At 40.7% G+C, this 13,324-nt stretch carries 11 protein-coding genes; 9 read left to right on the plus strand and 2 right to left on the minus strand.

The genetic code is table 11. The features are described from left to right. The first annotated feature begins 96 nt into the window (after positions 1-96). The 9 genes from BIZ38_RS17625 (at position 97) to ppiC (ending at position 12,063) form a co-directional block, all read left to right on the plus strand. Positions 97-1,263 (plus strand): efflux RND transporter periplasmic adaptor subunit, encoded by a 1,167-nt coding sequence (locus tag BIZ38_RS17625; RefSeq protein ID WP_187490881.1) that lies wholly within the window; start codon positions 97-99, stop codon positions 1,261-1,263. Between the two features lie 6 nt (positions 1,264-1,269). Beyond that, positions 1,270-4,416, plus strand: coding sequence for an efflux RND transporter permease subunit (locus BIZ38_RS17630; protein WP_054552138.1), 3,147 nt, complete (start codon positions 1,270-1,272; stop codon positions 4,414-4,416). Next, a complete protein-coding gene (locus BIZ38_RS17635) occupies positions 4,409-5,815 on the plus strand; it encodes a TolC family protein (protein WP_054552139.1) in 1,407 nt (468 codons plus the stop codon). Before BIZ38_RS17630 ends, BIZ38_RS17635 begins: the two co-directional genes overlap by 8 nt. 13 nt (positions 5,816-5,828) lie before the next feature. Beyond that, on the plus strand, positions 5,829-6,851 hold the full coding sequence (locus tag BIZ38_RS17640) for a zinc-binding dehydrogenase (protein WP_187490882.1): 1,023 nt from the start codon (positions 5,829-5,831) through the stop codon (positions 6,849-6,851). Positions 6,852-6,877: 26 nt separating this feature from the next. Next, entirely contained in the window at positions 6,878-7,252 is a 375-nt protein-coding gene (locus tag BIZ38_RS17645) for a thiol-disulfide oxidoreductase DCC family protein (RefSeq protein ID WP_262387623.1), read from the plus strand. A gap of 58 nt (positions 7,253-7,310) precedes the next feature. Beyond that, on the plus strand, positions 7,311-7,940 hold the full coding sequence (locus tag BIZ38_RS17650) for a lysoplasmalogenase (protein ID WP_187490884.1): 630 nt from the start codon (positions 7,311-7,313) through the stop codon (positions 7,938-7,940). Between the two features lie 338 nt (positions 7,941-8,278). Then, positions 8,279-11,329: a S8 family serine peptidase gene (locus BIZ38_RS17655; RefSeq protein ID WP_187490885.1), complete on the plus strand. Its 3,051-nt coding sequence runs from the start codon at positions 8,279-8,281 to the stop codon at positions 11,327-11,329. A 47-nt stretch (positions 11,330-11,376) separates the two neighbouring features. Beyond that, positions 11,377-11,715, plus strand: a complete 339-nt coding sequence (locus BIZ38_RS17660) for a hypothetical protein (protein ID WP_138617368.1) — start codon at positions 11,377-11,379, stop codon at positions 11,713-11,715. Positions 11,716-11,784: 69 nt separating this feature from the next. Further along, positions 11,785-12,063, plus strand: a complete 279-nt coding sequence (gene ppiC / locus BIZ38_RS17665) for a peptidylprolyl isomerase PpiC (protein WP_054552145.1) — start codon at positions 11,785-11,787, stop codon at positions 12,061-12,063. A 158-nt stretch (positions 12,064-12,221) separates the two neighbouring features. Here ppiC and BIZ38_RS17670 read toward each other — a convergent pair whose 3' ends face one another. Further along, entirely contained in the window at positions 12,222-12,626 is a 405-nt protein-coding gene (locus BIZ38_RS17670) for a GNAT family protein (RefSeq protein WP_316247585.1), read from the minus strand. Beyond that, positions 12,613-12,780, minus strand: coding sequence for a hypothetical protein (locus BIZ38_RS21980; protein ID WP_316247586.1), 168 nt, complete (start codon positions 12,778-12,780; stop codon positions 12,613-12,615). Before BIZ38_RS21980 ends, BIZ38_RS17670 begins: the two co-directional genes overlap by 14 nt. Between the last annotated feature and the right edge of the window lie 544 nt (positions 12,781-13,324).

Genomic DNA, 13,324 nt, shown 5'->3' on the forward strand with positions numbered 1-13,324 from the left:
GTGCAATTCTGGCATTAATGAATTTAAAAATCTATCATTTTTATCCACTAATTAGTTGCGTAACATTGTCTCCTATCTAAATACAGGAGAGTCGTTATGAACAAATCTATTCTTGCAGTGGCAGTGACCATTGCGAGCTTAACGTTGGCAGGATGTGGTAGCGAAGCTAGCCAATCAGCGCAACAGCAACAATTACAACCTATCGATGTAGCGCAAGTACTTGTAAAGCCAGTACAAAATTGGCACACCTACACAACGCGTTTAGAGGCACCGCAAGAGGTTGCACTTATGCCGCGTGTTTCAGGTGTGATCGATAAAATTAACTTTAAAGAAGGTGACAGTGTTAAAGAAGGTGATTTGCTTTTCACCCTTGATGCACGCCCTTTTGCAGCAGTAGTAGATAGCTTAAAAGCGCAGATAGAGAGCGCCAAGGCCGCATTAGAGCAGGCTAAAAGTGAAGCAAAACGTGCAGAGCGCTTAACTGAGCGTAAAGCAATTTCAACGGAGCAAGCGGAGTCTCGTAAATCAACGCTAAGACAACGCGAAGCGCAATTGCTAGCGCTACAGGCTGAACTTACGGCCGCAGAGCTTGATTTAGAATTTACTCAAGTGCGTTCACCCATTGATGGCGTTGTATCGCGTGCGAATATTACCAAAGGTAATAACGTGCTTGCTGGTCAAAGCGTGTTAACAAGCATTGTTTCAAACCAGCAAATGTATGCTTATTTTGATATTGATGAGCGTACATGGAATCAGTCTTTTACTGATGTGACAGCGCAAAGTGAACAAGCGGTTGTGATGCAAAAAGTGGGTCAAACCAGCTTTAACTACAATGGCAAAATCAACTTCATTGATAACCAAATTAATGAAACTACCGGCACTCTTCGTGTGCGTGCGGTGTTCGAAAACGATGAACAACAATTACGTGCGGGCTCATTTGCACGTATTAAGCTTGCTGCCAATAAAGTAAGTGAAAAAGTTATCGTGCCTGAGCGTGCAATTGGGACTGATTTAAAGAATCGCTTTGTACTCACTGTGGGTGAAGGCAATGTTCTTGAATACAAACTAGTAACGGTGGGTGAGCGTTACGGCAGTTTACGTGCGATTACATCAGGACTAAACGAAAACGATGTGATTGCTGTGAATGGCCCGGCGCGTGTTGGCCCTGGTATGCCAATTTCACCAAACACAGTCACAATCAATAGCGACGGAATTGCATTTACTCTTTCAAATAATCACCCAGATTTGGTTGCTAAACAGTAGGTCAAAATGAAATTTTCACACTTTTTTATCCAGCGACCCATCTTTGCAGCGATGCTGTCGCTTATATTTCTCATTGCAGGGGCAATTTCGCTATTTCAATTGCCAGTGAGTGAGTACCCTGAGGTTGTACCACCAACGGTTGTAGTTACAGCAAATTACCCGGGTGCTAACCCAACGGTGATTGCCGAAACAGTGGCAACGCCACTTGAGCAAGAAATCAATGGTACAGAAAACATGTTGTATATGTTTTCACAAGCAACCAGTGATGGCCGCATGACTTTAACAGTTACTTTTGCATTAGGTACTGATTTAGACCGTGCACAAGTTCAAGTGCAAAATCGTGTAAATAGTGCACTACCACGCTTACCGCAAGAAGTTCAGCGTTTAGGTGTTGTAGCCGAAAAATCATCACCTGATTTAACCATGGTGGTGCATTTGTACTCGCCTGAAAAAACGCATGATACAACTTACTTAGCGAACTATGCTGATTTGTATATCAAAGACCAGATTGCGCGCTTAGGCGGTGTGGGTGATGTGCAAATGTTTGGTGGGGGTCAATATTCAATGCGTGTTTGGCTTAACCCTGATGCACTCTCTGCTCGCGATTTAACAGCAATGGACGTAGTAAATGCATTACGCGCTCAGAACCAACAGGTTGCTGCGGGTAGTTTAGGTGCGCAACCTACCTCGAAAAGTAATCAATTTCAAATTCTGATGAATGTAAAAGGGCGCTTAAGCTCACAAGAAGAATTTGAAAATGTGATCATCAAAGTAGGTGAGCAAGGTCAGCTTACACGCCTAAGTGATGTAGCACGCCTTGAATTAGGCCAAAACACCTATGCATTAAGAGCGATGTTAGATGGTCAACCTGCACTTGCAATGCCGATTTTCCAGCGCCCAGGTTCAAATGCGATTGAGCTTTCTGATCAAGTGCGTGAAACCATGAAAGTATTATCAAAAGACTTTCCGGCAGGTGTTGAATACGACATTGTTTATGACCCAACTGTATTCGTACGCGGTTCAATTGATGCTGTTATTAAAACGCTACTAGAAGCAATTGCATTAGTTGTAATCGTTGTTGTGGTGTTCTTACAAACTTGGCGTGCATCAGTAATCCCACTGATTGCAGTACCGGTATCTTTGATTGGTACGTTTGCGGTTATGCAATGGTTGGGGGTTTCGATTAATACCTTATCGCTATTCGGTTTGGTTCTTGCCATTGGTATTGTTGTTGATGATGCCATTGTTGTGGTTGAGAACGTTGAGCGTAATATCGAGCAGGGTTTATCACCACTTGAAGCAACCCGTGTTGCAATGACTGAAGTAACAGGGCCAATTATCGCCATTGCACTTGTATTGTGTGCGGTATTTATTCCTACGGCATTTATTACGGGTTTATCTGGTCAATTTTATAAGCAATTTGCTTTAACCATTACTATTTCAACGGTTATCTCTGCGTTTAACTCGTTAACACTATCGCCTGCGTTATCGGCGTTACTATTAAAAGGTCATGATGCAAAACCAGATCGTTTAACTAAACTATTAAACCGTGTATTTGGTAACTGGTTATTTAAACCTTTTAACCGCTTATTTGATAAAGGCGCCAATGGCTACGAAAAGCTGGTACAAAAGCTAATTCGTATGAGTGTGATTGTATTAGTTGCTTATGTTGCACTTGTTGGTGGCACAGTAAAATTGTTTGACGCAGTACCAGGTGGTTTTATCCCACAGCAAGATAAGCAATATTTAGTGGCTGTTGCACAGTTACCCGATGCGGCAAGTTTAGACAGAACTCAAGAAGTCGTGCAAGAAATGGAAAAAATTGCATTACAAGTACCGGGTGTTGCAAACACAGTATCGTTTCCTGGTTTATCGGTGAATGGTTTCACTAATAGCCCTAATAGCGGCATTGTATTTACACCGCTTGCCCCTTTTGAGGAGCGTCAAGATCCGAGCATGTCGGCAATGGCGATTGCGGCTCAGTTAAATCAAAAGTTTGCTAGTATTGATGAAGCATTTGTTGCGGTATTCCCGCCACCGCCAATTCAAGGTTTAGGTACAACGGGCGGCTTTAAACTGCAAATTGAAGACCGTGCAAACAAAGGCTTTGAAGCACTCTTTAACAGCTTACAAGCAACCATTGCGAAAGCGCAGCAAGACCCAGCGTTAATGGGGCTTTATTCAAGCTTTAGAATTCAAGTACCGCAAATGGATATCGACATTGACCGTGAGCAAGCGCTTATCCAAGGTATTCCACTTGATGAAGTATTCAATGCCCTACAAGTGTACTTAGGTTCTGTGTATGTGAATGACTTTAACTTGTTTGGTCGTACTTATCAGGTTAATGCGCAAGCTGATGCTGATTACCGCCAAGATCCTGAGCAAATCTTGAATCTTAAAGTACGTAACCGCATGGGTGAAATGGTGCCATTAGGCTCTGTATTAACTGTCACACCAACAACAGGCCCAGATCGTGTAATGCACTACAATGGTTACCCTACAGCTGAATTAAATGGTAGCCCAGCACCAGGTTATAGCTCTGATCAAGCGCAACATGCGATTGAAGCAATCCTTGCCGATACATTACCAAATGGTATTGAGTTTGAGTGGACAGAAGTAACTTATCAGCAAATATTAGCGGGTAATACCATGGTGTATGTTTTCCCACTTGTTGTATTGCTTGTGTTTATGGTACTTGCAGCGCAATACGAGAGCTTAAGATTACCACTGGCTATTATTCTGATTGTACCTATGACGATTTTCTCGGCACTGTTAGGTGTGTGGTTTGTCGGTGATGACAACAACATCTTTACGCAAATTGCATTAATCGTACTGGTTGCACTGGCAAGTAAAAATGCCATCTTGATGGTAGAGTTTGCACGAGATCAGCATAAAACGGGGTTGTCTCACCTTGAAGCCATTATTAAAGCGTGTCGCTTACGACTTCGCCCAATTTTAATGACATCAATTGCCTTTACGGCAGGCGTTGTACCTCTTGTTTTAGCCACAGGTGCAGGTGCAGAGATGCGTCATGCTATGGGTAACGCAGTGTTCTCAGGCATGATTGGTGTAACTGTGTTTGGCTTATTGTTCACCCCGGTGTTTTATATGTTAGTCACTAAAAAATCGCAGAAGGAGCAACACGATGCATAAGCCTCTTCATGGAATCTTTAAACACGGCAAACTAGTCAGTGCGATGCTGTTAGCCGGAGCACTAGCAGGCTGCGCACAAAGCGTTGATATGCAAGAGCAGCAAGTGAGCCTGACACAATTTGTTAGCGATACACAAATTGGTGAACAAAACGAAGGTGCGAGCGAAAATAACTGGTGGCGTCGTTTAGATTCAGCGCAGTTAAACAATTTAGTGACTGATGCATTAGCAATGAATCACGACCTAAAAACCAGTCAACTTCAGCTTGATGCAGCCATTGCCCGTTTAGGTGCAGCCCGCGCGGATTATTATCCGCAGGGCAGCCTAAGTGTGGGCGCAGAGCGCAGCAGCTTAGATGGCGCAATTACGCGCCAATCAAACGCAGGTGTGAACGTAAATTGGCAGCTTGATTTGTTTGGTCGTATTACAGCGTTAGTCGATGCTGCTAATGCAGGTGCACTAAACCAAGCGGAGCAACTAAGAGCATTACAGGTTGAAGTGGTTTCTGCCGTGGTGCAAGGCTATGTCAGCTATCAAGGTAATGTACAAAAGCAAGCGATTATTGAAATGCAAATCGAGGCGCTCGAGCAAAGTATTGATGTGTTAAAAGCGCGAGTAGAGGAGGGGGTTGCGAATGAACTTGATCTTAACCGCACTCTAGCGCAGTTAAAGCAGCAACAAGCGCTTATTCCTGAGCTTAGTTACTTGCAATATCGCGACCTCGCAACCCTTGCGGTTCTAACAGGGCGACTTGCAAGTGACATAACTTTGATAGAAGAGCCTGAGTTACTCAGTCACGAATTTAGTGTGTCGTTTAATAAAGCCAGTGAAGCAATGGCACTGAGACCAGATATCACCAGTGCTTTATATCAGTTTAGTCAGGCTTATTCGCTAAGTGTTGCCGCCTCAAAAGCACTTCTGCCAGATATTAGTTTGGCCGGGTTTGCAGGTGTGGTGAGCTTAACCAGCAATGGCTTAGAAGATACTGTGCAACAATGGCAAGTCACACCAAAAGTTGAATGGTCATTACTCAGCTATCCTGCATTATTAGCTCAGCGTGATGCACAGCAATTTTTAAGTGAAGCTGCTTACAGTGACTATCAAAGTAAAGTATTAAAAGCCATTAGCGATAGTGAACTTACTTTACAAAGGCTAGTCAAACAGCAGCAACAGTTAAGTTATGCTGATCAGCGTTTTAATTATGCCAATAAAGCATTTGGTCAAGCTCAAGCAATGTATCAAGAAGGACAAATTCCTTACTTAGAGTTGTTAGATGCGAGACAGGATGTTTTAATAGCGCAAGAGAACGCTGTTGATTCAACAATTGCTTCATTACAGGCCAAAGTAAGTGCTTATCAAGCATTTAATGGTCGTTGGAGCTTTGAACTAAACAACCTTTAACCCAGAGTATTCAATGTCACATATTCAACAAACTACAGAACTTCCGTCAACAATGCGCGCGCTTGCACTGCTTGAGCCGAATGACGCCATCGCGTTATCTGAGCTTTCTGTGCCAGTACCGAGCCCTGAAGGCAATGAGCTTTTGGTTAAAGTTGAATATGTGGGCTTAAATCATGGTGATGCCAACTTTGCAAAACAAGGTTTTTGTAAATGGCATTACCCTCATGTACTAGGTCATGATGCTGTTGGCGTGGTTGTTCAGGCAAGTAAAGGTGTATTCCCAGGTGTTGGCGCACGTGTTGTATGGCACGCCAGCCTTGGCGACCAAGGTGTGTTATCTGAATACACAACGGTACCAAACTATGCGGTTTCGGTTGTGCCAGATAACGTATCACCGGCAGATGCTGCAACCTTACCTTGTTCAGGTATGACGGCATTAATTGCCCTTGATAAATTGCAGCTAAGCGAAGGGGATTCACTGTTTATTGATGCAGGTGCGGGCGGCGTTGGTCAATTCGCTATTCAATTTGCTAAGCAACGTGGTGCCACCGTGTTTACCACTGCCAGTAAACACAATCATAAGTTACTTAAGCAATTAGGTGCTGATGTGGTGTTTGATTACAAAGACCCAAAACTTGAAGATAAAATTCGCCGTGAATTAGGTCCGCAAGGCTTTGATGCGGTGCTTGATTGTATTGGTGGCGATACTACCATTCGTAACGTTGAGCTAATGCGCTTTTGTGGCCGAATTGCCTGTTTAAATGAGTTACCTAAGTTTGAACAAGAACTTATGTTTAGGCGCGCACCCAATATCGGCATTGTATCGTTAGGCGGAGCGTGGCTTGCAAATAGCTTATGTGCGCAGCAAAAGCTGAGCTTTATGGGTAACTTATTACTCGATAATGCAGCCCGTGGCGAGATCAAATTACCGCAAATTCATGCTGTTGATTTTACCGCCGAGGCTGTTTCAGCTGCATTAAATAAACAACTTGCTGGTGGCTTTACCGGTAAACAAGTTGTGCAGGTAAGCGGCTAATCTTGCAAACTCACTGCCCAGTCATCTTGTTTGATGGTCAGTGCAATCTGTGCCATTTTTGTGTTCAGTTTATTGTTCGCTTTGATAAGCAAATAACCTTTAAGTTATGCCCCATGCAAAGCGATAAAGGTGAACGTTTACTAAAGGCGCATCAAGTTGACGATCCACTCTCTTCAATGTTAGTGATTGATAATAACCAGTTATATAAACAAAGTGATGCTGTGTTATTTATCGCAACTCAACTAGGTTTTCCTTTCTCTTCGGCTAAGGTGTTCAAGCTGCTGCCAAAAGGCTTTCGCGATCGTATGTATGATTGGGTTGGCCGCCATCGTTATCGTTTTTTTGGCAAACAGACACAGTGTAAGTTACTGACCGAAAGACAAAAGCAGCATTTTTTATAAACATTTAGAGTAAAGCTTGCTATTCTCGTTATTGGGAACAAGTAACAATAATAAGAATATGAACATTCTCTTTCTAACCCTAAGCTCGGTTTACATTGCTTTACTGCTCTTTATACCATCATTAACTCAGCCTATTATGGCGCTATTTAAAACACTACCAATCGGCCTGTTGATTGTGATGGTGATAAAAGGGCGTAGTCAGTTACAAAATCGCACTTTTATTACTTTATTATTCGCTCTTAGTTTTTCAGCACTAGGTGATGTGTTGCTAGCCCTTGATACGGGGCAACTGTTTATAGGCGGTTTAGCGGCATTTTTTGTTAGCCACGCTTTTTATATCATTACCATGTTGCCAATTAAAAACTGGCGATTAGACGTTTTACTTCTTTATCTATTTTTGGCCATCATCGTTTTTTGCTTATTCTACCCAAACTTGAATGACATGCTCATTCCGGTAATTTTCTATATGTTGGTACTTACCATAATGGCAAGCCTTACTTGGATGACGGATAAATCGAACGGCTTTTTAGTGTTAGGTGGAGCAGTGTTTGTTATATCAGACTCTATTCTTGGTCTAAATCGTTTTTATTTAGAAATAGCGCATGCAGATATCGCAATAATGATAACGTATTACATTGCGCAATTTTTCTTAATTAATGGTTTTATAAATCATCATTCAAATAAATAACGGCAGGATTTAACTAGCTATATAGCAAGGTGCTTGATGACAAAATGAGCAAAATCCATCTTTTTGTATTATTGCTATTAGTGGTTTTTAGTAAGCTTTGCTTGTTAAATTGTTGTGTTTAAATGAAAAAAGTTGTTTGTGATTGTTGCATTGCAGTTCTTTTGTATTAAACTTTCCCACCTAGAGCGCACTGACAAGATGTTAGCGTGCTTATGTTTTGGATATATAGCCCATTGTTATATTTCCTAGCATTTCTAGTTAATAAACCATGGAAAGGCTTATATCCCCAAAGTGTTCTTTTATTCGTAATAACGATTAAATTATTTAAGGATTAAATAATGAAACACCCTCGCAATTTTGCGCTTACCTTAATTGCTACTTCATTGTTAGCAGCATGTGGTAGCGATAATGACAGTAATGATAAAAAACAAAATATTGCACCTGTTATAAGCGCAGAGAGTCAAGTTAGCTTCGATGAACTTACAACTTTAACTCTTGAACCTGAAGTAACGGACTCCGATGGCACTATCAGTAGTTATCAATGGGCACAACTCTCAGGCCCAGAAATAGATTTATCTAATACGACTGACGCTACTTTTTCAATTACCGCCCCCGAGGTTGATGAAGATACGACTGTTGAAATTGAATTAACAGCAACAGATAACCAAGGTGCTTCGGCTAAACATACAACAACATTGACTATTAAAAATGTATTAATTGCTCCTGTAATTGATGCTAAAGATCCCCAAGAAATTAATGAAAATACAGCGTCGACCTTAAATCTTGAGGCATCTGATCCAAATGGTGAAGTTATCTCTTATGCATGGTCGCAAGTAAGTGGCGTTGAGGTAGAAATAGCCGATAATTCAAACACTAACCTTGAGTTCACAGCCCCAGATGTAGACTTTGATGAAGAGCTTCAATTTGAGCTTCTTGTTACTGATAACGATGGTCAAACATTTACTCAAACGCTTGATGTAATTGTTGTCAATGTACCTACAGACGCGCTTGGTTCACCTAAAGGCTTAGAAACTATTGAGGTTAATGGAAGAAGCGTTGAAGCAGCTCAAAATGAAGTACTAGTGCATTTAAAAGAAGATATTACCCTTGAAGAGCAGCAGGCAGTACTCGATAAAATTGATTCATTGGGTGGTTCATTAAACAGCTACGACAAAAAATTAAAATTAATGCAAGTAAGGGTTAGAGATACAGCTGAAGAGTCTGTGTTGATTAATGATCTAGCAAACCTTGAAGGGGTACGTCACTCTGGATTAAATGAAATTGTAGCGCCAGATAGCCTACGAGAAAATCCGATCAAATTTAAAAAGCGAAAATCGAATAAATCGATGCAGCTGGCAATGGCTAAGAAGGTTGCAAGTGTTGAAGATGAATCGACTTACACAGGTGATTATTGGCACAGTATCATTTCTGCAGATAAAGCATGGCAAGCTATTGAAGAAGACAGTTTAGAATCAGTAAAAGTGGGAGTTGTAGATACAGGTATCTCAGATTCACAAACTAGTTTAGATGAGTCACGACTATCTCGATTACAGATATTAGCAGACGGAAGTTATGTAACCACAGATACTGACGATACTGATTCAGAGCATGGCTTGTGGGTTACTAGCTTTGTTGCAGCGTACAATATGGCAGAAGGTAAAAGTTATTCGGGGGTTAACCCGTATGCAAATGTTATTCATGCCGATGTGTATTTTAGACGTTGTGATGGAATTTTAAGTGCGGCTGATTGCCCATTTGGCATTGGCGAGAAAACATTTGTAACTGACTTAATTGCTGGTGCTAAAGCAACAATAGATAATGGCGCAAGTATTGTTAACTTATCTTGGGGTGATACAAGTAAGTGCTCAGATCCAACTGAAGTAAGGTTACAAAGCCGTCGTAGCTGGCGATTAAATCAAACCAACCTTGTTGAATATGCAAAATCAAAAGATGCGTTACTTGTGTATTCTGCAGGTAACAACTGCGAAAAAGCTGATCACCAACTATTACTATCTGAAGATGATATTGGCGCTGATGCGTGGAAAACAAACGCGCTAATTGTTGCTGCGACTGATAGTAGCAATATGGATGCTACTTTTTCACGTATGGGAGAAGTGGTAAATATAGCTGCGCCCGGTGTCGATTTAGGTTGGGGTAATGGCGAAGTTGGAAGCGGGACATCATATGCTGCGCCTTTAGTCACAGGTTCTGCTGGTTTGATCAAAGGTATCAACTCATCGTTAAAAGCCGCTGAAGTTCGTGATATTTTACTTTCAACTGCAAGTAATACAGTTGTTTTATCTGATGAGTCTAAAGATGTAGGCACTACATCACCTACAAAACTACTAAACCTTAATTCGGCAGTTAAAACAGCACAATTAACAGTGGACTCTGATCTTGAGGTTATGGCAGCTACTTCATTGAGCAAAGGCACTGAAATTAATAAAACCATTGAGTTTTCTTTACCAGAAACAACAGTAAATGCATTAGATATTATGTTTTTAATTGATGTTAGCGGTAGCTATGACGATGACATTAGTAATTTAAAGACACAAGCTGATGCAATCCTTGATAACTTAACTGGTCGGGGTATTAACGTAGCCTTTGGTGTATCGGCATTTTCTGATTTTCCAATTGATGGGTATGGTAGTGCAGGAAGTGGTGATGAAGCGTTTTATTTACTTCAAGAAGTTACCACTAATGTTGATGATGTGAAGTCAGGTATTACTAGTTTAGAGACCTTTTATGGCGGTGATTATCAAGAGTCACAACTTGAAGGCCTTTATCAAGTAGCAACAGGTGCAGGACGCGATATCAACGACGACGGTCAATACACAGACGCGGGTGAAATATCGCCTTCTAGTATAGGTTGGCGTGAAGGGGCATTAAAGGTTGTGCTACTTGCGACCGATGCCGCTTTCCATGATTCTGATCTCGAAACTGACTATCCAGGTGCAGGTTTCACACAAGTTATTAGTGAGCTGCAAGATAACGGCATCACGGTGTTTGGACTTCAAAGTGGTAGTAACAGTGATACAACAGAAGATATCAACCGTGTTGTAAGCGCAACGGGCGGTGTATCATTTATGCTATCAACAGACAGTAATGAAATCGCAGATAGAATCTCTGAAGCATTAGATGAAGCGCTGAAAGAGATTGATATTTCGATTGAACATATCTCTGGAGAAGAGTGGGTAGCTAATATCACACCAGAAGTCATCCAGGCGGCTAAACCAGGTGACACAGTAACTTTTGATGTAACATTGCAAGGCGTTAAAAGTGCATCAATAGAACCACTAAACTATGAAGTTATTTTATGGGTTAGAGGTGATGAAAGTGCTGTTCTAAGAAGGGTTGTTCTACCAATTACAGTTCCTGTAGCAGAGTAAAGTAATAGCGGGTATTTTTAATAAATACCCGCTTTTTAGGGGCAATAATGTTTAAGCGTATTTTTATTTTCAACATCCTTTTGTTTACGAGCTTTATAAGTGCTTGTAAGCAAGATCGAAATCAGTGCGTTTACGAAGGTTTAAAGTATGAATGTGGTGTACTCGTTTTGTCTGTAGCAAAAGAATATGTTGAGTCTGCTGAGTTAGCTGATTTTTCAAAAGTGAATAGTGGCTATTTAAGAGCTGTAGACCCAGAGCTCGGGCGTGTAATCATTGAGTTCGATAAAAACATAGAGCCAAGCTTATTAAAGTCCCACATTCAAACACTTAACAGTCTCAAAGGAGTGAAAAGAGTTCATTATTTACCTGTAAGCCAGCCTGATTAACTAGATAACATATCAGTGATTATGCGTTTTTATGTTATTATACGCGCGTTTTAATTTACGAGATTTTCCATGGCAAATACAGCGCACGCACTGCACATCCTTGTTAAGCATAAAGAACAAGCTGAAGACATCATCAAGCAACTTAAAAAAGGTGCGAAGTTTCAGACGTTAGCTAAAAAATATTCAACCTGTCCGTCGGGTAAAAAAGGCGGCGATTTGGGTGAATTCAGACGCGGTCAAATGGTGCCACAGTTTGACAAAGTAGCTTTCAGCGGCGAAATCTTAGAGCCACATTTAGTGAAAACGCGCTTTGGTTGGCATGTTATTAAAGTGCTATATAGAACTTAAAAATTAAAGCCTGCCTAAATAGTGTAAGACATGTTGTTAGTCTTATACTTTTCATCTCAGTGAGTTAAAGCGCTAGGTTTAACTCACTTTGCCCAAAATCAGACCGTTATAGTTTGTAATTCAAAGGGCTATTTTAAGTCTTTAGTTTAATTAACTTGTTATATTTCTTTAAATTCAGGTTTTATTAAACCAAAACACTTTAAATCATGGAATTCGTTTTTCCAGAAACCACTTGAACGCCTAATTCCTTCCTCTTTGAAACCTAGCTTTTTTAACACTGACTCAGAAGCAGCATTTCCAATCATAATATCACCTTGGATCCGGTAGAGTTCGCCTAAAGGTTGGTCATTAGAGAATGCAAATTGGATAATCGTGTTAATAGCTTCGGAAGCATAGCCAAGCCCCCAATACTTTGAGGCTAACTCATAGCCAATACCTGCATTTTTCATCTTCAAGTTTATTGAGTTAAATCCACACGTACCAATTAGTTTTCCCGAACTCTTAACTCGAATAGCCCAACGAACACCTACTTTGTCAGCAAAGCGTTGATTAAAAAAAATCAATTAACTCCAATGATTGTTTTTCTGAATTAAAAACATCGATATCGTAATATCTAACAACGTTTTCATCAGTGAAAATATCAAGTAAAGCCTGTCCGTCACTTTTTGATAACTTATTAAGAATTAAACGAGATGTTTCTAGCTCTGGAAATTGCACTTAGTCTTCCTTGAAATAAAACGCCGTTTTAAGCGGCATAAATGCTTGGCTAAAATTAGCGACGAAGGAGCGCAAGCCAAGCGTTTTGCGTCCATTTAATTGACTTGTTATATGCCGATTACCAATTAACCTGCTTAGTTTTTTTATAACCTAGCCACATAGTAATTGCTAGCGTTAAACATCCCAGTAAAATGAAAACAGTGGTTGCATTTTGGGACTCTTGCACAATACTAAGTTTTGCATTTAACCACGCAGGGAAGAATATACTAAACGGGATGTAGGTAACGATAAACAACAGAAACAAAATATATTGGCTGCATAAGTTTAGCAAATTACGTCGATTAACCCGTTTAAGATTATCTGCTACATGTTTATGGAGTTTTACGGTAGCCAAGCAGATCCCTATATAGACTACAAATGAAACAACAAAAATAGCAATATTCATATAACTCTCTTAGGCATATAGACATAATGACTCCCACACGGTGCTAGCCTCCGCTTTTCGTGGGTTAGCTTAATACAAAGCCAGAGCCATAATTAGTTT

Origin of the sequence: Pseudoalteromonas sp. BZK2, from assembly GCF_014349195.1 — a bacterium.
Taxonomy (GTDB): domain Bacteria; phylum Pseudomonadota; class Gammaproteobacteria; order Enterobacterales; family Alteromonadaceae; genus Pseudoalteromonas; species Pseudoalteromonas simplex.